Genomic DNA, 23,287 nt, shown 5'->3' on the forward strand with positions numbered 1-23,287 from the left:
AGCAGTCGCTCGCGAGCTCTCCCTGGCGGACAATGGGGGCATGCCGAAGAACGAAGCCCTGAGCGAGTTTCTGACCGGCAAGCGCGCCGCGGTGACTCCCACCATGGCCGGAATCCCCGAGACCGGCCACCGACGCGTCCCCGGTCTCCGCCGCGAAGAAGTCGCCTTCCTCGCGGGAGTCAGCGTGGATTGGTACGTCCGTCTGGAGCAGGGACGCCAGATCACACCGTCGGAGTCGGTCCTGGCCTCCATCGCCCGCATCCTGCGCCTGGACGACGCCGAACGCGATTACCTGTTCAATCTCGCGCGCCCGGCCGCCGGGTTGAACAACCACTCCGCCAAGAGGTCGTTGGTTCGTCCTGGAATCACCCGCATGGTTCGTTCGTTCGTCAACCAGCCTGCCTTCGTCCTGGGCCCGCGCATGGAGGTGCTCACGGGAAACGACCTCGCTTGGGCGTTGCTTGCCGATTTCCCTGCCATGCCGACAGGCGATCGCAACCTGCTGCGCTGGATCATGACGGAGCCAACGACGCGCACTCTGTACGTCGATTGGGCCACCGTCGCGGCAGAACTGGTCGGGGTCCTTCAGCTCGAAGCGAGTGCGAACCCGGACGACCACGAGATCGCCGCCCTGGTCGGCTCGCTGGCGACATCCACCCCGGAGTTCCGCCGGTGGTGGGCAACGCCCAATCCGCAGGGACGCACGACGGGCACAAAACGGTTCGATCACCCCATCGGAGGCCCTCTGACCATCGATTGGGAGGCGTTCACCATTCCCGACGACACGGATCAGACGCTCTTCGTCTATACCGCCGCCGACGCCAACTCCTCGGCCGCGCTCGCGTTGCTGGGAAGCTGGCGCGCCTCCCAGCGGTCAGATGCAGAAGCCACCACGACGTGAGCCGACCCGCGCACACCCGAGTATTGGAGTACCCGCAAACGTGACCTCGAACCTCGAAAAGTACCTCGCCGGCGAGCCGTTCAACTTCCTCGACCCCGAGGTCGCCGTCTACAAGGAACGCAGCGCACGCCTCTGCGCACAGCTCAACGACATCGATCCGGCCGACCTCACCGGGCGGCAGGCCATCATCACGGAGCTGTTCGGATCGCACGGCACCAACGTCTACATGCAATCGCCCTTCCGGTGCGACAACGGCAAGAACATCACCGTCGGCGAAGAGTTCCTCACGAACTACAACGTCTCCATTCTCGACGTCGCGACAGTCACGATCGGCGACAACTGCCTCATCGGCCCGAACACGGTGATCTCCACGGTGAATCACCCGCTCGATATCGAGGGCCGTCGCAACAAGATCGCCATCCCGTCGCCCGTCACCATCGGTGACGACGTGTGGATCGGAGCGAACTGCACCGTCCTGCCCGGCGTCACCATCGGCAGCAACGTCGTCGTCGCCGCAGGCGCCGTCGTCACGAAGGACGTACCCGACGACTGCATCGTGGCTGGAGTTCCCGCGAAGCTCGTCCGCCATCTGACATAGGACGCATCGCACTCCCCATCTGCCGCGCAAAAATGTACAATTGTCGACAGAATCGGGAGGCTGCTCCCCCTTTGGAGGTCGCATGCCCACGTCATCGCCGTTCGATAAGCGCACGTTGCGTCAACGGTGCACGAACTTCGTGCGCGACCAGATCGTCAGCGGTGCGATGGCACCGGGCCAGCACCTCATCGAGACACAGCTGGCGGACGAGCTCGGGGTGAGTCGCGGAACTCTGCGCGAGGCGCTGCGCCCGCTGGAGATCGAAGGGCTGATCGTCAGCGATGGACGCGGGCACATGCTCGTCCGAGAGATGAGCGCCCAAGAGATCCGAGACGTGTTCCAGGTGCGTGCGGCGCTGGAGATTCTCGCGGCGACGATCCTCGCACAGCGCTCCGATCGCCAGGCCGTGGCGGCCGAGCTGACCGCGGCGCTCGCGCCGCTGCAGGATCCGGACATCGAGTTCGCGCGCCAGATCGAGGTGGACCTCGGGTTCCATGAGTTGCTCTGCAAGCTGACGGGAAATCCCACGCTTCTCGAATCGTGGCGTCAGCTCATCGGCAAAATCGAGATGATGATCATCGCCGCTGGGCCATTGCGCGCATCAGACCGCATGCGTTACGCGGAGCACATCGGAATCGTGAACTCCATCGCCAGCGGTGATCAAGCACTGGTGTCCAAGACTCTGCAAGCGCACATGGACGACTTCGCGATGAAGTATCTGTTCGACAAAGGGCCGGAGCTTCAGCCGTCGCGTTGACTCGCCTCGCTCCCCCACCGGGAGGCGAAATCGTTCATGTGGGATCGGATCACCGTTTCCGCCTGATCGACGTCTCCGCTGCGGATCGCATCGACGATGAGCGCGTGCTCGTCGTGCCGCATTCGTCCTGACGCGATGCCGGAGCCGGCCGAGATGATCATCATCTCGATCTGTCCCAGGAGCTGGGACCAGGAGCTGATGAGCATCCGGTTGCCCGTCAGCTCGCAGAGCGCGCTGTGGAACTGCATATCCGCGGCCATATGAGCGGCGAAACCAGCCGACTCGTCCTTCAGCGGTGCAAGGCGCTTCAGGAGCTCTCGGCAGATGGCAGCGCGTCGCGGAGCGAGAGTGAGTTTGCGGACCGCGAGCACTTCGAGTGCTGCACGTACTTCGAACACGTCGCGGATCTCTTCGAGATTCACCGCTCTGACGTACATGTGCCCGCGGCCGTCCGCGACGACGAGTCCTTCGATCTCCAGCGGGCGGAGGGCCTCGCGCAGAGTGCCGCGGCTCACCCCGAGTTCCTGGGCAAGTCGCACCTCGACCAGGTGCATGCCAGGGCTGAGATCGCCGGAGACGATGCTGTCGCGGATGTAGCGACTGCACCGCTGGCGCAGCGTGCGCTCGTCGGCGGCGATGATGCGCTTCGCATCGGGACGCCGCGTATTTCCTTCGGCCGCCATGCCGGTCGTGAACGCCATTGCGATCAGCCGATGCGCGAGGTCTCGTCGGACGAGAGCGCGAGCTCCACGATCATCGCTCCGGACTCCGTCTCACGTGATGGGTACTCAAGACGCAACCGGTCCTCGTGCACGGGGATCACGCGCCGGGTTCGTCCATCGGCGTGCGCAACCATGTCCGCCAGAATGCGCGTTGCCGCGATCGTGCTGCCGACCACGAGTCCGACGGGCCGGTAGAGGCCGTCTCCGTTCATGCCCTCGAGGTTCTCCCAGGCGTAGACGTTGTCACCCGCGAGCACGAACGGACCATCCTCCGTCTGGACCTTGACGTAGATCGATCCGGGAGTGTGCGTGTCCCACGCGGGCAGCACGTCCAGTCCAGGAAACAGATTCTCGGTGGCGCCACTGAGGAAGTGCAGCCGTCCTTGCGCTGCGAGGTCGACCGCTGCGAGGAGGTCGGCGGGGTCTATGGGACTCGAGAAGGTGCGCAGTGCCGGGGGAAGGGCAAGCTCCGACACCCAGAACTCCAGTTCCCGCTGGGAGAGATAGAACTGCGCGTTCGGGAACGCCCCCGAGTTCCCGAAGTGGTCGTAGTGGGCATGAGTCACGATGACGAACGTGACGTCTTCCGGAGTGAGACCGATCCGTCCGAGCACGGTCGAAGGATCTCGCCATTCGCTCACCTCGGAGTCCTCCGCGATTCGTCGCTGAGATGCGGAATCTCCGAACCCGATATCGACGAGGATCACTGTCGCCCCGCGCTTGAGGACGATGTAGCTGAAGGGAGCCCTACGTGTGCCTTCGTTGTGTCGTCCGTAGATTGCCAGGCTCATCGGGAACTCGTACGCGACCGCGTACTCCAAGACCCATGCCGACCATGCGGTCATCTCTGTTTTCCTCTCGCGAGATTCCGGTATGTCTGTGCCGCGCCGCGTCGCACCCTCTCACGCGACACATCGCGCTCTTCGATGGTGTCGATGAGAGCCCGAAGCTGCTCGATCTCTCGTGGACGGGCGTCGGAGTCTCGCAGGACGTTTCGAGCGGACGCGGTGAGGTCCCCGGATGTGACCCCTGACCGCGCTCCCGTGGTCGTCGCGACGATCGCGGCCGCCAGCGCGGCGGAGAGCGCATCACGAAGCTGCGGGCGTGCCTCCGGAATGCTCATGCCGCGACCTGTGCGAGCGTCTTGCTCCGCCGCGGCTTCTTGCCGAGGGTGATGCGGCGGTTGGCGATGCCGTCGTAGGCGATGGCGATGAGGATAATGCCGCCGATGACGACCTGCTGCCAGAACGTGTTCACGTTGAGCAGGTTGATGCCGTTGCGCACGACCGCCATCAGCGCGGCCCCGATGAGTGTGCCGACGAGCGACGCGCGGCCGCCGGCGAGACTGGTGCCGCCGATGACGATGGCGGCGATGACGTCAAGCTCGTAGTTGGTGGCCGCTTCCGGCATCGCCGCCTCGAGGCGGGAGGTCAGGAGGATGCTGGCGATGGCTGCCGCGAGCCCGGTCATCACGTACACGAGAATCTCGACTCGCGGAACAGGGATGCCGACGAGACGTGCGGCTTCGCGGTTGCTGCCGATGGAGAGCGTGAAGCGGCCGAACTTCGTGCGGTAGAGCAGGTAGAACCCGGCTGCGAAAACAGCCACCATGACGAGGACGGGGATGGGGATGCCGAGGATCGCGCCCTGGCCCCACACCTGGAACTCGGGGAAGCCGAGCCCCGTCTTCGGAACACCGCCGCTGTATACCTGGATGATGCCGCGGCCGATGATCATGGTCGCGAGCGTGGCGATGAATGGTGCGATGCTCAACCTGTTGATGAGCAGCCCGTTGATGAGTCCGTAGACCGATCCGAAGATCAGCCCGATGACCAGGGCGAGATAGATGTTGACACCGTTGAGCATGAGGTCGGCCATCACGAGGCCAGTGAGTGCGACGTTGGCACCGACGGAGAGGTCGATGCCTCCGAGACCGATGACGAAGGTTGCGGCGAACGCGATGATGGACACGTAGACCATCTGCCGGGTGACGTTGACGAGGTTGTCGACGCTGAGGAAGGCAGGCGATACCAGCGACAGCGCGATGACGACGATGAGGAAGACGATGAAGATGCGTCCGGCGCTCGTGCCGAGGAGGTTGCGGGCGAAAGCGAGACGCGAGTCACGCGCCTGTGCGTGATCAGTCATGAGTGAGCTCCTGTGGTCTGAACTGAGTAGTAGGCGATGGTTTCCGCGGTCGCTGTCCGTGCATCGAGCTCGGCCGCGATTCGACCCGTGTGCATGACGAGGATGCGGTGGCAGACGCCGAGCAATTCGGGGCTGTCAGCGGAGATGATGATGAAGGACGTGCCTTCGGACGCGGCGTGGACGATCTGCCGATAGATCTCGGCCTTCGACTTGATATCCACGCCTCGTGTGGGCTCTTCCAGGACCAGCACTTTGGGTTTGGTGAGAAGCCAGCGCGCCAGCATCCCCTTCTGCTGGTTCCCTCCGGAGAGGTCGCTGATGCTCTGAGATGCCCCACGGGTCCGGATGCTCATCGATCGGATGTACTCTCCCGTGAGCTCACGGAGCCGTCGAAGCGGCAGGGCGCTCTTGCGGCTCGCGGAGACATCAGCGATCGTGATGTTCCACTCGAGCGACTTGTCGAGGAAGAGGCCTTCCGTCTTGCGGTCGCCGGGCATCAGCCCGATGCCCGCATCCTTCGCATGCTGAATCGAACCGCCCCGGTACGTCTGCCCGTCGACGCGGATGATGCCGTCATCGAAGCCGTGCGCGCCGTAAATGGCGCGCACCACGTCCTTCTTGCCGGCCCCGTCAAGCCCGGCGATTCCCAGAATCTCCCCCCGCTTGAGCTGGAAGCTGACGTCGGCGAACTTGTCCGCTCGGGCGAGGCCCTCGACGTTCAGCACGACTTCTTCGCTCGGGGCGTCCTTCTCGGCGTACTTCTCGCCGAGTTCCTGACCGATCATCTTCGAGATGATGCTCTCGACAGTGACGTCGGCGACCGGTTCGGTGGCGACGTTCGCTCCATCGCGCATGACCATCACGGTGTCGGAGATGCGGACGAGCTCATCGAGCAGATGAGAGACATAGATGACAGCGCGACCGGATTCCCGGAGCCGGGCGATGATGGCGAACAGGCGCTCTCGCTCCGCGGCTTCGAGCGCCTCGGTCGGCTCGTCCATGATGATGATCTCGGCGCGCGAGTGCAGCGATCGGGCGATCTCGACGAGCTGCTTCTCCGCGAGGGTCAGCTGCCGGATCGGGACAGTCAGGTCGATGTTGATGCCGAGCTCTTCGGTCAGAAGGCGGTGTGCCTCTGCGCGGGCCTTGCGCCGGTCGAGCGGGCTGACGATGCTCGCGCCGGTGCCGGCTCGAAGATATTCGCGCCCGATGACGACGTTGTCGATGGCGTTGAGGTCGGGAAAGAGCGTCAGCTCCTGGTAGATGGTGCTGATGCCGAGTTCCTGCGATGCACGCGGGTTGCCGATCTCCACAGCCGCGCCGTCGATGAGGATCTCGCCCTCGTCCTTCTCGTACGCTCCGGAGAGGATCTTGATGATGGTGGACTTGCCTGCACCGTTCTCGCCGATGAGGCCGAGCACCTCGCCACGGTCGAGAGTGAGACTGACGTTCTTGAGGGCGTGCGTTGCACCGAATCTCTTGTCGATGCCCCGCATCTGCAGAAGGGGTGTCTGGGTGACCATGGGACTTCCTCGGTGAAGAGAACGGCGGCGACGTGACGTCGCCGCCGTTCAGGATCAGTTGGTCGGAGCGACGTACACGTAGTCGTTCGGATCGAACTCGTCGATGTTCGTCGAGTCGTAGACGGTGACGTCGTTGTAGACCTCTGCAGGCACTTCCTCGCCCTCGGCGACGTACGCCAGCACCGTGTCGATGATGTTGCGTCCGACGGTCTTCGCGCCCGTGTCGACGGTGGCGAGGAACGAGCCGGACTTGATGGCGTCGTTGGCTTCCTTGATGTTCTCGTAGCCGACGACGTCGATCTGGTCCGTCTTACCGGCCGCTTTCACCGCCTCGAGGCCGCCGAGCGCCATCTCGTCGTAGAGGCCGACGAGGAGGTCGATGTCGGGGTTCGCCTGAAGCATGTTCTCGGTGACGGTCAGTCCGTCTTCCCGCGTCCACCCGGCCGGCTGCTGAGCGACGATCGTGAAGTTGTCGTGTCCTTCCATCACTTCCTCGAAGCCACGCATGCGCTCCGAGGTGTGCGGGCCCGGAAGCCCCTCCAGGATCGCGACGTTCGTCTCCTCGTCGCCGTAGTGATCGACGATCCACTCCGCCTGCGCCTTGCCGCCTTCGCTCTGGTCGTACCCGATGTCGGAGACGACGTAGGAGCTGCACACGATGGGCGAGTTGAAGGTGAAGACGGGGATGCCCTTCTCCGCTGCCTTCTTGAACAGCGGCTCGAGCGCCGACTCGTTGTACAGCGCGACCACAATGGCGTCGTAGTCCTGCGAGATCCACGATTCGACGCTGCGGACCTGGTCGTCCGTGGCGGACTGCGATGTCGGCGCCTGAACGTCGATGGTCACCACGGAGTCCCCGCCGACCGCGTCGATCTCTTCCTGGACGCCCGCGAGCACGCGCTGGTAATACGTGTCCATCGCTGTCGGGCTGATGCCGATCTTGATGGTGCCGTCGGCAGTAGCCGGTGGCACCTCATCGCCGGTGTGCACCCGCGACACCGTCGGGTCGCACTGCGCTCCGGCCGCGGAACCCCCGCCGGAGCTGTCTCCGGTCTGGTTGGATGTGGAACAGCCGCTGAGGGCGAGGAGCGCTGCTCCGAACAACGCCACTGCGGCGAAACGCTTGCGAATCATCTTTGATCTCCGTGCTCTTGTGAAGGGAATTGCACTGCTGTGTGCTGCGAACGGGTGCCCCAGCACCCGGACGGTGAACGTCGGCTCAGTCGTCGAGTCGACGCAGGATCTCGACGATGACCTTCCACACCGGCGCGACGGTCTTGTACGCGAGCCGCTCCTTGGTGGTGTGCACGTCGTACGCTTCCGGACCGAGCGAGATCATCTCGACGCCCGGCAGCTTGCTGGCGATGATGCCGAGCTCGAGGCTCGAGTGGGAGACCTCCACGTGCGCATCGATCCCGATGGTCGCTTGGAAGGCCTCCTTGGCGGTGGCGAGCAGCGGCGAATCCGGCTGGAACGTCCACTCCGGGCAGTCGGCGAACGTCTCGACACGAGCACCGTCGCCGAGCAGGTCAGCAAGACCCTTCACGCGATCGAGGATCTCGTACTTGCGTGACGACACGGCGCTCGGGATGGTCATGAGGATGCGGACGGTGTCGTCGACGAGTTCGATCTGCGCCACCGTGTTCGAGCTCTCGACCAGGCCTTCGGTCTGGAGGCTCATGCTCTGGACTCCGTTGGGCAGGAGGTTGATGGCACGCGCCACGCGAGCCGTGCTCTGTGCGTTGACCGCCGAGGAAGCTTCGGACGTGATCGAGTCGATGTCGATGCGCAGGCCGGCATCGCTGCGGGAGAACTCGTTCACGATGTTGTCCGCGAGAGTGCGGGCATCACGGTCGAACGTCTCCACTGCGTCGGCGGGGATCTGCACGACGAGTTCGGCGGTGTTCGGGATGACGTACCGGTTGACACCGCCTTCGATGCTGACGAGCTGGCCGCCGTGGTCGCCGGCGATGCGAAGCAGTCGCCCGAGGATCATGATCGCGTTGCCGCGCTGCAGGTGGATGTCGAATTCGGAGTGACCGCCTTCAAGGCCGTGGACCGAGACCTTCCGCGTGACGCTCGTCGCTGCGGGGGCTTCGGTGTCGACGGGGAGTTCGAACCACGCGGAGATGTCTCCCGCGCAGCCGGCGAAGATGGACTCCGGGTCGTGCCAGTTGAAGTCGATGAGTCGGCGACCCGTGATGGCGGAGGCATCAAGCGCGATGGCGCCGGCCTTGCCGACCTCTTCCTGGACCGTGATGATGGCTTCGATGGGCGGGTGTGCGATCTCGGTCGAGTCGAGGATCGCCATCATGAAGGCGACACCGACTCCGTTGTCCGCACCGAGGGTGGTTCCGGACCCGCTGATGTAGTCACCGTCGAGGCGGAGACGCACGCCCTCGGCGAGCATGTCGTGGTCGACCCCGTCGTCCTTGGCCAGGACCATGTCCATGTGGCCGTGGAACACGACAGGAGCCGCATTCTCGTATCCGCTGGTGCCGGGCTTCTTGATGATCAGGCTTCCGATGTCGCTCTGTGTGACATCCAGGCCGCGCTCGCGGGCGAAGGCGACGAGATGGTCGCTGATCTGCTTCTCGTGGTAAGAGCCGCGCGGAATGTCGCTGATCTCCTGGAAGAAGCTGAAGAACTCGGTCGGCTGGAGTTCACTGATGTTCGTCATTGAAGTACTGCTTTCCTCTTCGAAAACTACGGGTGGTGCTGAATCAAGACTGGACGGTCGACTTCTAAATGTCAACATTTTTTCGTCAACAAGTCTTCGCGCAAGATGCGGGGGTGACGTTTCGCGCGTCACCCCCGCATGGGAGACGGGCTACCAGGCCTGTCGTGTGGGGTGGATGATGACGTCGTTGATGGCGACGTCGGCGGGCTGGTCGAGCGCGTAGAGCACGGCCTCCGCGACCTTCTCGGATGAGATCGCGACACCCTTGATGGAGTCGGCGACGCCTCTGCCGCCTTCGTCTGTGACCTTTTCTTCCCAGCCGGTGGCGATCGCGCCGGGGCTGATCATCGAGATCTGGATGCCGCTGTCGACGCCCACTTCCATCCGCAGCGAGTCAGTGATGGCGCGTACGAAGTGCTTCGTGGCGCTGTAGACACCGCTGGCCGGGCCGATGCTGTGGCCGGAGACGCTGCTCATGTTCAGGATGTGCCCGGCCCCCTGCTCGAGGAAGCGCGGGAGGATGGCGGCGATGCCGTTGAGGTAGCCATGGACGTTCGTGCTGATCATCTTGTCCCAGTCGTCGACGACGACGTCTCGCCAGAACGAGAACAGCATGAGCCCGGCGTTGTTGATGAAGACGTCTACGCGACCGTACTGGGCGATGGCGAAGTCGACCAGTGATGCGACATCAGCGCGGTCCGTGACGTCCGTGATCCGATACTCGGCAGTGCCGCCGTTCGCTCTGATGGCGTCGGCCAATGCGCTCAGTTTCGTCTCGTTGCGTGCGGCGAGGACGAGGGTCGCACCCGCTGCGGCGAGCGTGTGCGCGGTTGCTTCGCCGATTCCGGAGGATGCGCCGGTGATGACGACCACAGCGCCGTTGATCTTTGTCATGATGTGCCTTTCAGTTCTGGGGCCGGGTCAGTTCGGCCTGGCGGGCCGCCTTGACGGTCTCTGGCGTCGTGCGGTTGTCGACGACGATCTGCTGCGTCTCCGCGTCACCGCCGACGACGTGATCCACGTCGTTCATGAGCGCGTCGAAGCCCTGCTTCGCAACAAGGCGCTTGTCGTTCTTCTTCGCTCCGGGCCCGAGCTTGGTGTTGTCCATGCCGGCGTTGGAGTGGAACTCGCTGTCGGTGGCCCCGGGAAGCAGCGCGCTCACCGTGACCCCGGTCCCCCTGAGCTCTTCGCGAAGCCCTTCGGCGAAGGAGAAGCCGAACGCCTTCGACGGGCCGTAGACCGTTTCGAAGGGCGTGGGGCTCGTGGCGGAGATGGAGGACACGATGAGGATGCGCCCCTGTCCCCGCGGGACCATGTGCTGTACGACCCTCTTGGCGAGGTGGACTGTCCCGGTGATGTTCACGGCGATGACCCGGAGTTCGTCTTCGAGGGAATTGTCGCTGAATGCGCCGCCGAGACCGACGCCGACGTTCAATGCTGCGGCGTCCACGGGCCGCCGCAACGCCTCGACGTGCCGCCAGAAGCTCTCGACTCCCGCGAATGTTGAAGCGTCGGCCCGATGGGGATAGATCTCGACCGGGTACTCGGCGCGAAGCGTCTCCGCGGCGGAGAAGACCTTCTCGCTGCTGCCCGAGATCGCGAGGTCGAAGCCGTGAGCGGCGAACTGGCGGGCGAGTTCCAGACCGATGCCAGCGGATCCCCCGGAGATGAGCGCCAAGGGGCGTGTGTTGTCTGTCATGTTTCTCTTCCTTGAGTGATGGGAGTGCGGAATCGGATGGTGTCTCGCTTCCCGCGTGCCGGGGTACTCCCCCGCCCCCGGCACGCACGCCTGCTGACGGATGACGTCAGCAGGAACCCTCGATCTCGTACTCGGAGATCAGGGCGACCTTCTCAGCGGATGCTGACGTGGAATCGAACTGGTACGTCAACCACTCGCGCACGAGACGGCGCGCGAGCTCCTGGCCGATCACGCGCTGGCCGAGGCACAGCACCTGGGCGTTGTTCGACAGGACGGCTCGCTCCACGGAGAAGGAATCGTGCGCCGTGACCGCACGGACACCGGAGACCTTGTTCGCGGCGATGGCGACGCCGAGTCCAGTTCCGCACACGAGCAGTGCGCGGTCCGCCTCACCACGAGCGACCATTTCGGCGGCCGCGACAGCGACCTTGGGATAGGCAGTGTGCCCGTCCGCGTCGACGCCGATGTCTGCGACGAGATCGGCGAGATCGCTGGATTCCAGGTCTGCTTTCAGCAGCTCCTTGTAGGCGAATCCGGCATCGTCGCTTCCGATGACGATGCGGAGGGGTGTGGTGGATGTCATGCGTGGTCTCCTTCGTTGGACGAGCCGGTGAGTTCTTCGGTGAGGGCGCTGATGATCATGGACAGGGAGATCGCCCCTGCGTCAGGAGTGCCGACGCTTCGCTCAGCGAGCGGTCGGGCGCGGCCGAGCTGGGGGACGAGGTCGCGGGTGAGCGCAGCCTTGTCACGGGACAGCTCCGCAGCCTCCAACCACGTTTCCGCATCCAATTCCTCGCCGTCGAGCATCGCCTCGATGCGTTCGGCGTAGGGAATGAGAACGTCCATCATGGTCTTATCGCCGAGCTTCGCGCCTCCGCGCTCCGCGATGGCTTGATGCCCGGCGAGGATGCCTTCGGCGATGTCTTCGACAGTGACTGCTTCCTGGTCGCCGAACACCCGGCCGGCGGCTTTCAGCGCGGCCCCCCACAGGGCACCGGAGGTCCCGCCGGCGACGTTGGCCCATGCCTCGCCCGCGTGCGCGAGGACGGTACCTGCGCCGAGACCCTGCTCGACGGCGGCCGCACCGGCTTCGGCGGCGGCTCGAGATCCACGATCCATGCCGATGCCATGGTCGCCGTCGCCAGCGACCGCGTCGATCCGACCGAGCTCATCCGCCGCTTCGGTCATCGTGCGCTGGAGAACCCTGAGTGCTGCAGCGACGGTCTCGGCGGACGCCTGCGACGCGTCGGAGCCGGCGGTCTCGACGGTGACGACGGTCTGGGTGCGGGTGATGATCTCATCGCGTTCGGCGTCGTTGAGCTGCCGGCTGGGGGTGATGGTGCCCTTGCGGTAGGCGGGAGTGTAGGAGGGGCTCGTCCAGAGTCGTTCGAGTTCTTCGTCCAGCCAGAACAGCGTGAGCGAAAGTCCGGACATGTCCAGGCTCGTGCACAGCTCGCCGAGGTCTGGTGACACGACCGTGAGCCCCGCTTCGCCCAGCAGACGTGAGACCGTTCGGTACGTGACGAACATCTCCTCGTACTTGACGGTGCCGAGTCCGTTGAAGAGCACGGCGACGCGGTCTCCGGCACCTTCCGGTCGCTCGGCGAGGACCTTCTCGACGAGCAGTTCCCCCACTTCGGCGGCGGACGGGAGCGGCACGTCCTTGATGCCGGGTTCGCCGTGGATGCCGAGCCCCAGAGACATCATCCCTTCCGGGACGGTGAACAGCGGGGCGTCGGCTCCGGGGAGCGTGCATCCGGCGAAGGCCACGCCGAAGGTGCGCGTGCGGTTGTTCGCGTGGCGTCCTGCGCGAATGACTTCATCGAAGGTGTAGCCAGCAGCGGCAGCGGCTCCGAGGATCTTGAAGACGGTAAGATCCCCTGCGATCCCGCGGCGCTTCTGAATCTCCGCCGGTGATGCACTCGCGATGTCATCGGTGACCAGCACGATGTCCGCAGGGATTCCCTCGTTGCGGAGGCGCTCGGCGGCTTCTCCGAAGTGGAGAACGTCGCCGGCGTAGTTGCCGAAGGTGAAGATGACTCCCTTGCCACGGTCTGCAGCTTTCGCGACGGAGTAGGCCTGCTGCGCGGACGGCGACGAGAAGAGGTTTCCCATGGCCGCACCGTGAGCAAGGCCGTCGCCGACGAGGCCGCAGAAGGTCGGGTAATGGCCGGTGCCGCCACCGACCACGACCGCCACTTCGTCGTAGTGGGTGCTGCGGACGACTCCACCGGGGACGGCGGAGACGAAGTCCGGGTAGGCGGCGACGAAACCGTCGATGAGTTCGATCGGGAAATCGGCCGGGTCATTGAAGAGCTTGGTCATGAGGATGCTCCGTTGCTGAGGGCGGGGGTGAGTGCGGCGCGAACCGTGTTCTGCAGGTCGCTCCATGAGGCGATGAACTTCTCCACCCCTTGGGCTTGCAGTTGAGAGAGGTCATCCAGCCAGATGCCGACGCCCGCTGCGGAGAGCGCTTCAGTCGGGGTGCTCATGAGTTCTCCTCGATGGTCTCGCGTGCCGCGGCGACGACGGCGTCGGCCGTGACGCCGAACTCCCGGAACAGGGTCGGGCCGTCTGCGGACGCGCCGAAGTGGTCGATTCCGACAGACCGACCTCGGGAGCCGACGATGCCTGCCCAGAGCGCTGTCGTCCCGGCCTCCACCGAGACTCGGGCTGTCACGTTCGGCGGCAGCACTGCGTCGCGGTACTGGGCGCTCTGCTCGTTGAACCACTCAAGCGACGGCGCTGAGACGACACGCGCGCCGATGCCTTCGGCGGCGAGAGCGTCGCGAGCGTCGACCGCGAGCTGCACCTCCGAGCCGGTCGCGATGAGGATCACGTCGATGGATCCCGTCGGGGAGTCGGCGAGAACGTACGCTCCTCGTCGCGTGCTGTCCGCGGATGCCAGGTCACCCGACCGGTCGAACACGGGCAGGTTCTGGCGTGAGAGCACGATTCCGGCGGGGCCGCTGCGGCGCGAGAGGATCTCGAGCCAGGCGAACGCGGTTTCGTTGGCGTCGGCGGGGCGCACCACGGCCAGGTTCGGGATGACCCGCAGGCTGGCGAGTGTCTCGATGGGCTGGTGGGTGGGGCCGTCCTCTCCGAGGGCGACGGAGTCGTGAGTCCAGACGAAGATGCTGGGCACGTCCATGAGAGCGGCGAGACGCACGGCGGGGCGCATGTAGTCGCTGAAGATCAGGAACGTTCCTCCGAACGCACGCGTCTTGCCGTGCAGCACGATTCCGTTCACGATGGCGCCCATCGCGTGCTCGCGAATGCCGAAGTGCAGCACTCGTCCGAACGGATCGCCGGACCATTCGTGCGTCGACCACTCGCCTGGGATGAAGGACCTGGCATTCTTGATGGTGGTGAGGTTCGACTCGGCGAGGTCGGCTGACCCGCCCCACAGCTCGGGCAGCTGGGCTGCCAGGGCGTTGATCACCTGTCCGGATGCTGCGCGGGTCGAGACGGCTTTGCCTGCCTCGAACACGGGGAGCACATCGGCGAGGCCTTCGGGGACGTCGCCTGCTTCGAGCCGATCCAGGAGCGCTTTGCGCTCAGGGTGGGCGACGGCCCAGGAGTCGAAAGCATCCTGCCAGTCGGCTCGCATTGTGGTGGCGCGTGCGGCGAGACCGCGAGTATGAGCGATGACGTCGTCGGCCACGACGAACTGTTCATCGGGATTCGCGCCCATCGCGCGCTTCGTGGCTGCGAGTTCGTCCGCGCCCAGTGCGGAGCCGTGGATCTTCCCGGTGTTCTGCTTTCCCGGCGACGGCCATCCGATGACGGTCTTGAGGATGATGAGCGACGGTTTGTCTGTCGCGCCCTTGGCTGCTTCGATGGCTGCGTACAGTTCGGCGATGTCCTCGACGTACTCGCCGGTCTTCTTCCAGTCGACCGTCTGCACATGCCAGCCGTAGGCCTCGTATCGTCCGGCGACGTCTTCGGTGAACGCGACGTTGGTGTCGTCCTCGATCGAGATCTGGTTGGAGTCGTAGATGGCGATGAGGTTGCCGAGCTGCTGGTGGCCGGCGAGCGAGGAGGCCTCGCTGGTCACGCCCTCCTGCAGGTCGCCATCACCGGCGATGACATAGACGAAGTGGTCGAACGGGCTCTCGCCGGCTGGGGCCTCGGGGTCGAACAGGCCGCGCTCGTAGCGTGCGGCGTACGCGAAGCCGACGGCCGAGGCGAGGCCCTGGCCCAGCGGACCCGTGGTGATCTCGACGCCCTTGGTGTGGCCGTACTCGGGATGACCGGGGGTCAGGGAGCCCCAGGTGCGCAGCGCCTTGAGGTCCTCAAGCTCGAGGCCGAAACCGCCGAGATACAACTGCACGTACTGGGTGAGCGAGGAGTGGCCCACCGACAGGATGAAGCGGTCGCGACCCAGCCAGTCGGTATCGGTCGGGTCGTGGCGGAGTACACGCTGGTAGAGGACGTAGGCCACCGGTGCGAGGCTCATAGCGGTGCCGGGGTGACCGTTGCCGACCTTCTCGACGGCGTCCGCCGCCAGGAGGCGCGCCGTGTCCACTGCGCGACGGTCGATGTCGTTCCAGGCCAAACCAGTCATTGCACTGGGCTCCGTCGTGGTCGGGATCGTCATCGCTGGACTCCAGCCGGTTCGGTCGTGGACAGCAGTCGCGAGAGGTACTCGCCGGCTCTGACGGCCTCGGCCGCACGATCTTCATCGCGGATGTCCCGCGTTTCCAGCTCGAGCGCCAGAGCTCCGGAGTAGGCGTGAGCGTGAAGGCTTGCCGCCAGGTCAGCGAAATCGACGATCCCCTTGCCGACGGAGTGATGGATGAAGCCTCGCTCGGCATCCCGGATGTGCACATGACGAGTGCGATCAGCGAATGCGTCGAGGAACTGCCGCGGGGTGGACCCGCTCGCGGTGATGTGGCTCACGTCGCACACGACGCCCACGGCCGGGTCGAGGCGGTCGAGCAGTGCAGCGGTGCGGTCAAGATCGAATACGAGTCGGAACCAGTGCGGCGCTTCGACCCACAGCTCGACGCCATACTCGGGCGCGCGGACAGCGAGTCGGTTCAGTCGGTCGGCGACCACGTCGAGGTCCGCATCGAGCATGCGGATCGGATCATGGGCCTGCGCGCCGTTCGGCAGGACGAGCGCTCGTCCGCCAATGGCTCCCGTCAATTCGAAGAGGTGGTCAGCGTGCTCGTCCTGCGCGCTAAGTTCCGCCCTCGTGAGTTCGGCGTTGAGATCGCCGATGTCACCGTTGACGGATCGGACGCTGAGGCCGGAGTCGCGCACTGTCGCGGCGACGTCCTTGACCGCCTGCGCGTCGAGCTCGTACGGTACGTGGTCGCAGACGCCGGGCAGCGCGCCCAGGTCGATCTCCTGAAAGCCACCGTCGTTGATGGCGGCGAGCGCCTCGGCCAGCGGCAGATGGCGCAGCGTGATCGTGCTGCAGATCACTCGTGGGTCCAATGACATCGGGCGGTTCCTCCTTGAATCGTCGTGCGGCTGTGCCGCGACTCGGGTCAGCGTACCCGACTGAATAAATGTTGACAAAAAAATGTCGGTAGCGCTAGTGTCAGTTTCATCAACGGCGCCGCGTGGCCTTTTCCGGTCCAGTCGGAGCTGCCGTAGTCCACTCACAGTGAGGTGTAAGACATGAAGGTTGGCTTCGTCGGCATCGGCGCGATCGGCTATCCGATGGCCGAACGGCTGCTCCCCCACCACGACGTGACGGTCTTCGATTTGAACCGTGAACGCGTCGCCGAACTCGCGTCTCGAGGCGCGACGGCGGCTGCCACGGCAGGGGAGGCCGCCGCAGGCTCTGAGGTCACCGTCGTGATGGTGGCGACGCCGGCGCAGCTGGCTTCTGCTCTATTCGATGCATCCGGGATCGCCGCTTCGGCCGCTCAGGGCTCGACCGTGCTCATCATGAGTTCTGTCGGCGTTGAAGCCGTCACCACCGCCGCGGACGCGCTCACCCAGCAAGGACTTGTGGTTGTCGATGCGCCCGTCACCGGAGGGGTCGTCCGTGCGCGCACCGGAGAGCTGACACTGCTCCTCGGCGGGGATGACGCTCACATCGCTGCGGTTCTTCCCGTGCTCGAACTCCTCGGAACCCGCCTTGCCAAGTGCGGCCCCCGCATCGGTGACGGCCAAGCGGTCAAGCTGGTCAATCAGCTGCTGTGCTCCGTTCATCTGGCGGTAGCTGGCGAAGCGCTGAGCCTGGCCGAATCACTCGGGCTCGACCCGGCAGCCGTGCTGGAGATCGTCGGGTCGGGCGCTGCTGCGTCGTTCATGCTGAACGACCGCGGTCCTCGAATGCTCGAAGCCGAGCCGCCCGTGCTGTCGGCCATCGACATCTTCGTCAAGGACTCTCATCTCGTTCAGGAAGCCGCCGCGGCCTCGCACGCCGACACTCCGATCCTCGACGCGGCCGCGCGCCGCTTCGAGCTCGCTCAGGACGCGGGTCTCGGACGTTTCGACGACTCCGCCGTGCTCCGCACCTACCGCGAAACCGTCACCAAGTAAGTCGCACCGCTCGCGGCGTCACGCGAGATACTCATCACGAAAGGATGACGAAGATGTCGAACCCGTCCGCCGCCCAGCTGAGCGCGGGTGTCCCCCGCTCGCGCTGGACTCGCATCGGTGCGCTGCTGCTCGTCAGCTACCTCGTCGCGTACATCGACCGCACCAACATGTCTGTTGCCGCCCCATCCATGACGGAGGAACTCGGGCTCGATTCCGGGCAGATGGGCATCCTGCTGTCCGCCTTCTTCTGGGGTTACGTCGTCAGCCTGGCTTTCGCCGGTTGGGCTGTCGCCAAACTGGGCGCGAAACGCGCGATCGTCGGCGCACTGTTCGTGTTCGGTCTCGCGTCCGCCGCGACCGGACTCACCGAGGACTTCACTCAGCTGATCCTTGTGCGCGTGGTGCTCGGACTCGGCGAAGGACTCGTGTTCCCCGCCATCACGATCTTCTTCGTTCGCTGGTTCCCATCCTGGGAGCGCGGCCGCGCCTCCGGACTGTCCCTGCTCGCCATCCCCATCTCAGCGATCATCATGGCCCCGATGAGCGGCTGGCTGATCTCTCACTGGGACTACAAGACGATGTTCATCGTCCAGGGCATCTTCCCGATCCTCGTCGCGATCATCGGCATCTTCCTCCTGAAGGCCGACCCTGAGTCCGACCCCCGCATCAGCGAAGCGGAACGCACGTACATCCTGGAGAACCGCGATTCCGACGACACCGCATCGAAGGGCACGTTCCGCGACGTGTACTTCAACCCGCGCGTCTGGCTCATCGGGATCACCTACCTGCTCTGGATGACCGGCCTGTACGGGTTTAACCAGTGGCTCCCGACTCTGTTGTCGGAAGCATCCGGCGCCGGGATCCAGGCAGTCGGTTGGCTCACCACCATCCCCTTCATCTTCGCGGCCATCGGCATGTTCTTCGCTTCCCGCCAATCCGACCGCGCAGACGGCAAGCGGACGCCGTTCGTCGTGATCCCCATCGCCATCGCCGGCGCCGCTCTGCTGCTGCAGCACCTCGTCCCCGGCGGATTGTGGGTCGAGATGATCTTCCTCGTCATCGCCTGCGTGGGAGTCCACGCGGCATTCGGGCCTTGGTGGCCCTGGGCACTGCAGGGCGTGTCCAGCGAGAACACCAGCTACGCATCCAGCCTCGTTCTGTCGGTCGGCAACTTCGGCGGCATCATCGGACCGATCCTCGTCGGGGCGCTCACCCGCGGCGGAACAGTCGCCGAGGGCGGTTTCTACACTCTCGGCTACGTCCTTCTCGCGGCCGCCGTGCTCGGCGCTGTAGTCGCCACTTGGCGGACGAAGGTCACCGCGAAGGCCGCGCCCACGACATCCTCCGCTGTCCCCACCGCTACGAAGTAAGGCCCATCATGAGCAACATCGAACACCACTACGCCGTCCTCCGCGACGTGAAGATGCATTACGTCACCGCAGGCAGCGGTCCGCGGACGCTCGTGCTCATCCATGGATATCCGCAAAGCTGGTACTGCTGGAAGGAGGTCGTCGATCTCCTCAGCCCCCATTTCCGCATCATCGCGCCCGATACGCGCGGGCTCGGTGATTCCACTCGTCCCGCGGGCGGCTATGACAAGAAGACGGTCGCCGGTGACGTGCACGAGCTGCTCAGCGAGCACCTCGGCATCGAGGAGTACGCCGTCGCCGGTCACGACTGGGGCGGAACTGTGGCATTCGCGCTGGCGGCTCACTACCCCTCCCCCGTCACGCATCTTGCGGTCGTCGACGTGGCGATCCCGGGAGACGGACAGAAGAACATCGGCCAGGCGGGGCGCCGCTGGCACCACACCTTCCTGCAGACTCTCGACCTGCCGGAGGCGCTCATCGGCGACGGTCGCGAGCACCACTACTTCAACTGGTTCTTCGACAACTACGGCCACACACCGGCGGCCATCAGCCAGGATGCGCGCGACGAGTATCTCCGCACGCACACGACGCCCGGCGCGCTGCGCTCCGGGTTCGCGTACTACCGCTCCATCGGTCAGGACGTCTCCGACAATGAAGCTCTGGGCGAGAAGCTGACCATCCCCACCCTCGCCGTCGGCGGCGGTACCAGCTGGGGTCGAGCGAACGAGGTAGGCAAGTCGCTCCGGCAGATGGCGGAGCACGTCGAGGAGGTCGTGTTCGACGAGTGCGGCCATTGGGTTCCCGAGGAGAAGCCCGTCGAGCTGGCGAACGCTGTGCGTTCGTTCATCAACTGACCCCAGCGAGGAGGGGGGCGTCGCAGTAGGCCTGCGACACCCCCTCCTTCATGCCCTTCAGCGACTCCTCACGTGGCCTGTAGAACCACGAACGACAAGACGAGTTGGGACGAGAATTGCCGCAACGGCTCCGAGTCGTCCCGCGAGTTATCGCGCTGACGGGAAGCGCCAACGCCTGAACTCGCCATGCGACACCACCGGCCCGACTATGGCTCATCGTCGTCGTATGCGGGCAGGCGTGGAGCAAGGCTTGTCGGCTCAGACTGTGATGTATCAAGACATGCTTGACAGTTCTGCATCAGGACATCTCTGACGTTGGATGTGTCAGGACATCTCTGACAGTCGCGTGTTTCCGGTGCTGCGTCCGCGGGGTCGTCTGTTGCTGACGTACTTGGTTCCGGGTGGCGGCCAGGCGCGCTCGATGATGAGGGTTCCGGCGAGGTCGAAGACTTGCACGGTCTTCCCGGCGTCTAAGACACAGACACGGTGGCCTCCGAACGCGCGCCCGATGCCGAACTTGACGCCGCGGAACTCTACCGATCCGCCGACTTGAACGAGCTTGATCCGGATGTCCTCGCCGGGGTCGGGCAGCGGGGTATGCGGGGTGGCCGGTCGCGGTGGAACCGCCACAGCGGTCGCGTCCTATGCTCGCTGCGGAGTGATACGCCCAGGCAGACCTTGGTGGGGCGATCGGTGTTGTAGACGATGTCGAAACGGTCGACCTGCTCTTGCAGCTGTTCGAGCGTGTCGGCCATCGGCTGCTTGTCCAGGAACCGGAACAGCGTCCGGTGGAATCTCTCATTCTTGCCCTGCGTGGTCGGCTTATAGGGTTTGCCGGTGATCGCCTCCACCCCGAGGGAGCTGGGACGCGACGGCGAGGCGGGAGTGGTCGTCGATGAGCTGGAAGATCACACACTTGCGACCTCCGGAGAGCACATACTCGGTCGCGTCGAACTGCCAGCACGCGTTCGGCTGCGGATACACGAACCGCCGATATGACACCCGCGGCTTCTTCCTCGGCTCGAGCCTCGCCACCCCGGCGTCCCGGAAGATGCGCGCCAGCGACGCCGTGGACGGCACCGGCACCGTCCCGAGCGACCGCATCTTCTCGTGCACGCTGATCGGCCCGTGATCCAGACCGGACTGCTCCAATGCCGCTCGCACAGCGACCGCTTGGGCCGCAACATCGTCGGACAACTTGGCAGGGCTGCTCTTCGGACGTCGCGAGCGGGGCTCCAACGCGGCCGCCGGCCCCTCGGCCTGAGCGCGTCGCCGGATCGCATAGAACGTCTCTCGAGAAATCTCGTGCTCCAGGCAGAACGTCGTCACCGCCCCTCGCGGGCATCGGGCGGGCACTGCGTGATCGCGAGACGGATGCGAGGATCAACAGGCAGAACCGTCAGGGATGTCGTGAGACATAACAGCACGCGTCTTGTTGAGATGAACGGGTCGACGCTCTCGCCGGCGATGATGAGCACCTCCCTCGGCCGCGCGAACAGGTCGATCCCCATGTCGCCGAACAGCTGACGCTTGGCCTCGGCCACGAACGCACTGCCGGGGCCCGCATCCCGCCGAGCACATGGATCTCGTCGGCGCCCGCGAATTGCATCGCGGCCACCGTGGCGTCGGGAATCGCGCCGTCGATCGACGGTGTCACGGCGACCACGCGCTGCATGCCGCAGGCCTTCAGCCCTTGAGGCCCGGGTTCAGGTTCGCCCCTTCGATGATGGGCTTCTGGAAGATGAAGAGAACCGCGACCACCGGGATTATCGTCGCCACCGAAGCTGCCATCAGCAGGTTCCACTGAGTTCCGTAGGTCTGCTTGAAGGACGTCAGCCCGAGCGCAATCGTGTAGTTCTCGTTGCTCGTGAGGTAAATGAGCGGTCCGAAGAAGTCGTTCCACACACCGATGAACGTGAAGATCGTCACAACGAGCAGGGCCGGCCGGATCATCGGGGCGAGGATCCTCGTGGCGATATACCAGTGGCTTGCCCCATCCATCATCGCCGCCTCGTCGAATTCCTTTGGTATCTGCATCATGAACTGACGCAATAGGAAGATGTTGAACGCGCCGCCGCCGAACCACGCCGGCAGAGCAAGAGGCCAGTAGGTATCGATGGCCCCGACCGAGGACCAACCGATGAACAACGGGACCAAGGTCACGGCGAACGGAACCATCATCGTGGCAAGAACGACCCCGAACACCAGGTCCCGCCCCGGCCACTGCACGCGACTGAACGCGTAGGCCGCCATTGCGCTGGAGAGCACCGTGCCGAGCACGACAAGAAACTCGAGAATCATCGTGTTGACGAAGAAGTTGATGAAGTTCGGCTCGGTACCGAGCAATGCCTCCACGTAGTAGTCGAACGTGAATTGTTCAGGAATCCAGGTCGGGGGCATCTTGAATACTTCAGCGTTCGCCTTGAACGATGTCGACACCATCCACAGCAGCGGCAGGATCGCCGCCATCGCACCGATGAGGAGCAGCGCCCACACGCAGATCCTCGACAGGACCCGCCGGAACCGGGCCCCGGGACTGCGTCCACCTGCGGGACGACGCGACCTCTTCGCACGGGCGGAATTCCGGGTCACGATGTCGGTTGTCTCAAGGGAAGTCATTTGGCCCTGCTCTCGTAGAACACCCATAGGCTCGACGACTTGAACGTAATGGCCGTCAGAATCAGCGTGATGACGAACAGCAGCATGGCGAGGGCCGAGGCATAGCCCATCTCACCGCTCTGGAATGCACGCTGATACAGATAGAGGTTGAAGAAGAGCGCGGACTGTCCCGCGCCTCCGCCGATGAGGAACCCCTGGGCGAAAGTCTGCATCGCGCCGATGATGCCGATGACAAGCGTGAACAGAATGACCGGCGACAGCATCGGCAGCGTCACCGCCCAGAACTGCTGCCAGGGGCTCGCCCCGTCCAGCGAGGCCGCCTCGTACAGACTCGGCGAAATTCCCTTGCGCGCAGCCAGGAAGATCAGCGCAGAGCCACCGATTCCCCAGATGTTCATGAGGACGAACGACGGGATCACGAGATTGGGATCGGAGAACCAGTTGAGCGTCGGCAGCCCTACGGACTTGAGGCCCTGGTTCACGAGTCCGTACTGCGGATCCAGAAGCCACAGCCAGACGACGATGACGGCAACGGCGGGAAGAATCGAAGGAAGATAGAACAGGACGACGAACAGCCTGTTGGCTCGGGTCTGCTGGTTGAGCAACGTGGCGATCAGGATCGCCGCGATGATGCCGGTCGGCACGGACAATACCGCGAAGTACACCGTCACGCCGAGCGACTTCGCGACCAGCGGATCGGAGAACATCTGGACGTAATTGTCCAGTCCGACGAAGACGGGGGCGGCAAGTAGCCCCCAGTCCGTGAAGCTGATCGCGATCGCCGCGATGAGCGGAGCGACGAAGAAGACAAGGAGCCCTAGGATCGCGGGGGCAGCCATGGCCACCCCCGCCATCGTCTCGTGACGACGCCGCCTGCTGCTGCGCCGAGAGGCCTTGCTCTTCGCGGGGAGG

General features: G+C 64.7%; 21 protein-coding genes and 1 pseudogene. 6 read left to right on the forward strand and 16 right to left on the reverse strand.

The window, feature by feature from the left end; genetic code table 11:
* Positions 1 to 40 precede the first annotated feature (40 nt).
* From ACWAT3_RS11845 to ACWAT3_RS11855, 3 genes are all read left to right on the forward strand, one after another.
* Positions 41 to 901, forward strand: coding sequence for a helix-turn-helix transcriptional regulator (locus tag ACWAT3_RS11845; protein WP_460798678.1), 861 nt, complete (start codon positions 41 to 43; stop codon positions 899 to 901).
* 40 nt (positions 902 to 941) lie between these two features.
* On the forward strand, positions 942 to 1,499 hold the full coding sequence (locus ACWAT3_RS11850; protein WP_460798679.1) for a sugar O-acetyltransferase: 558 nt from the start codon (positions 942 to 944) through the stop codon (positions 1,497 to 1,499).
* An 82-nt stretch (positions 1,500 to 1,581) separates the two neighbouring features.
* Complete coding sequence (locus ACWAT3_RS11855; RefSeq protein ID WP_460798680.1) at positions 1,582 to 2,256, forward strand: GntR family transcriptional regulator; 675 nt, start codon at positions 1,582 to 1,584, stop codon at positions 2,254 to 2,256.
* Here the strand turns inward: ACWAT3_RS11855 and ACWAT3_RS11860 are convergent.
* The 13 genes from ACWAT3_RS11860 to ACWAT3_RS11920 form a co-directional block, all read right to left on the reverse strand.
* A complete protein-coding gene (locus ACWAT3_RS11860) occupies positions 2,241 to 2,957 on the reverse strand; it encodes a GntR family transcriptional regulator (RefSeq protein WP_460798682.1) in 717 nt (238 codons plus the stop codon). The two genes, ACWAT3_RS11855 and ACWAT3_RS11860, sit on opposite strands and share 16 nt — an antisense overlap.
* Positions 2,958 to 2,962: 5 nt before the next feature.
* Positions 2,963 to 3,823, reverse strand: coding sequence for an N-acyl homoserine lactonase family protein (locus tag ACWAT3_RS11865; RefSeq protein ID WP_460798683.1), 861 nt, complete (start codon positions 3,821 to 3,823; stop codon positions 2,963 to 2,965).
* Positions 3,824 to 4,097: 274 nt separating this feature from the next.
* The gene (locus tag ACWAT3_RS11870) at positions 4,098 to 5,126 is read right to left on the reverse strand and encodes an ABC transporter permease (RefSeq protein WP_460798685.1); all 1,029 of its coding nucleotides are present in this window, start codon (positions 5,124 to 5,126) and stop codon (positions 4,098 to 4,100) included.
* Entirely contained in the window at positions 5,123 to 6,649 is a 1,527-nt protein-coding gene (locus ACWAT3_RS11875; protein WP_460798687.1) for a sugar ABC transporter ATP-binding protein, read from the reverse strand. The genes ACWAT3_RS11870 and ACWAT3_RS11875 overlap by 4 nt, the downstream gene beginning before the upstream one ends.
* Before the next feature lie 54 nt (positions 6,650 to 6,703).
* Complete coding sequence (locus ACWAT3_RS11880) at positions 6,704 to 7,783, reverse strand: sugar ABC transporter substrate-binding protein (RefSeq protein ID WP_460798688.1); 1,080 nt, start codon at positions 7,781 to 7,783, stop codon at positions 6,704 to 6,706.
* Positions 7,784 to 7,868: 85 nt separating this feature from the next.
* Positions 7,869 to 9,329 carry a beta-Ala-His dipeptidase gene (gene pepD / locus ACWAT3_RS11885; RefSeq protein ID WP_460798690.1) on the reverse strand — a complete coding sequence of 487 codons (1,461 nt, stop codon included), beginning with the start codon at positions 9,327 to 9,329 and terminating at the stop codon, positions 7,869 to 7,871.
* A gap of 150 nt (positions 9,330 to 9,479) precedes the next feature.
* Positions 9,480 to 10,223, reverse strand: coding sequence for an SDR family oxidoreductase (locus ACWAT3_RS11890; protein ID WP_460798692.1), 744 nt, complete (start codon positions 10,221 to 10,223; stop codon positions 9,480 to 9,482).
* A gap of 10 nt (positions 10,224 to 10,233) precedes the next feature.
* Entirely contained in the window at positions 10,234 to 11,028 is a 795-nt protein-coding gene (locus ACWAT3_RS11895; protein WP_460798694.1) for an SDR family NAD(P)-dependent oxidoreductase, read from the reverse strand.
* A gap of 106 nt (positions 11,029 to 11,134) precedes the next feature.
* Positions 11,135 to 11,611 carry a ribose-5-phosphate isomerase gene (locus ACWAT3_RS11900; RefSeq protein WP_460798695.1) on the reverse strand — a complete coding sequence of 159 codons (477 nt, stop codon included), beginning with the start codon at positions 11,609 to 11,611 and terminating at the stop codon, positions 11,135 to 11,137.
* On the reverse strand, positions 11,608 to 13,353 hold the full coding sequence (locus tag ACWAT3_RS11905; RefSeq protein WP_460798697.1) for a dihydroxyacetone kinase family protein: 1,746 nt from the start codon (positions 13,351 to 13,353) through the stop codon (positions 11,608 to 11,610). The genes ACWAT3_RS11900 and ACWAT3_RS11905 overlap by 4 nt, the downstream gene beginning before the upstream one ends.
* The gene (locus ACWAT3_RS11910; protein ID WP_460798699.1) at positions 13,350 to 13,520 is read right to left on the reverse strand and encodes a hypothetical protein; all 171 of its coding nucleotides are present in this window, start codon (positions 13,518 to 13,520) and stop codon (positions 13,350 to 13,352) included. Before ACWAT3_RS11910 ends, ACWAT3_RS11905 begins: the two co-directional genes overlap by 4 nt.
* Positions 13,517 to 15,595: a transketolase gene (gene tkt, locus ACWAT3_RS11915; protein ID WP_460798701.1), complete on the reverse strand. Its 2,079-nt coding sequence runs from the start codon at positions 15,593 to 15,595 to the stop codon at positions 13,517 to 13,519. The genes ACWAT3_RS11910 and tkt overlap by 4 nt, the downstream gene beginning before the upstream one ends.
* 29 nt (positions 15,596 to 15,624) lie before the next feature.
* Positions 15,625 to 16,479 (reverse strand): sugar phosphate isomerase/epimerase family protein, encoded by an 855-nt coding sequence (locus ACWAT3_RS11920; protein WP_460798703.1) that lies wholly within the window; start codon positions 16,477 to 16,479, stop codon positions 15,625 to 15,627.
* A gap of 180 nt (positions 16,480 to 16,659) precedes the next feature.
* Here ACWAT3_RS11920 and ACWAT3_RS11925 point away from each other — a divergent pair, with 180 nt between their 5' ends.
* Genes ACWAT3_RS11925 through ACWAT3_RS11935 form a run of 3 tightly spaced genes read left to right on the forward strand, consistent with a single transcriptional unit; the run spans position 16,660 to position 19,756 of the window.
* Positions 16,660 to 17,532, forward strand: a complete 873-nt coding sequence (locus tag ACWAT3_RS11925) for an NAD(P)-dependent oxidoreductase (RefSeq protein ID WP_460798704.1) — start codon at positions 16,660 to 16,662, stop codon at positions 17,530 to 17,532.
* A gap of 53 nt (positions 17,533 to 17,585) precedes the next feature.
* On the forward strand, positions 17,586 to 18,902 hold the full coding sequence (locus ACWAT3_RS11930) for an MFS transporter (protein ID WP_460798706.1): 1,317 nt from the start codon (positions 17,586 to 17,588) through the stop codon (positions 18,900 to 18,902).
* Positions 18,903 to 18,910: 8 nt separating this feature from the next.
* The gene (locus ACWAT3_RS11935) at positions 18,911 to 19,756 is read left to right on the forward strand and encodes an alpha/beta fold hydrolase (protein WP_460798708.1); all 846 of its coding nucleotides are present in this window, start codon (positions 18,911 to 18,913) and stop codon (positions 19,754 to 19,756) included.
* Positions 19,757 to 20,080: 324 nt separating this feature from the next.
* Here the strand turns inward: ACWAT3_RS11935 and ACWAT3_RS11940 are convergent.
* The 3 genes and pseudogenes from ACWAT3_RS11940 to ACWAT3_RS11950 form a co-directional block, all read right to left on the reverse strand.
* A pseudogene (locus tag ACWAT3_RS11940) lies at positions 20,081 to 21,159 on the reverse strand (integrase core domain-containing protein).
* Between the two features lie 283 nt (positions 21,160 to 21,442).
* On the reverse strand, positions 21,443 to 22,252 hold the full coding sequence (locus ACWAT3_RS11945) for a carbohydrate ABC transporter permease (protein ID WP_460798710.1): 810 nt from the start codon (positions 22,250 to 22,252) through the stop codon (positions 21,443 to 21,445).
* A 119-nt stretch (positions 22,253 to 22,371) separates the two neighbouring features.
* Complete coding sequence (locus ACWAT3_RS11950) at positions 22,372 to 23,214, reverse strand: carbohydrate ABC transporter permease (protein ID WP_460798711.1); 843 nt, start codon at positions 23,212 to 23,214, stop codon at positions 22,372 to 22,374.
* Positions 23,215 to 23,287 lie beyond the last annotated feature (73 nt).

This window comes from Microbacterium sp. GXF0217 (assembly GCF_054798195.1).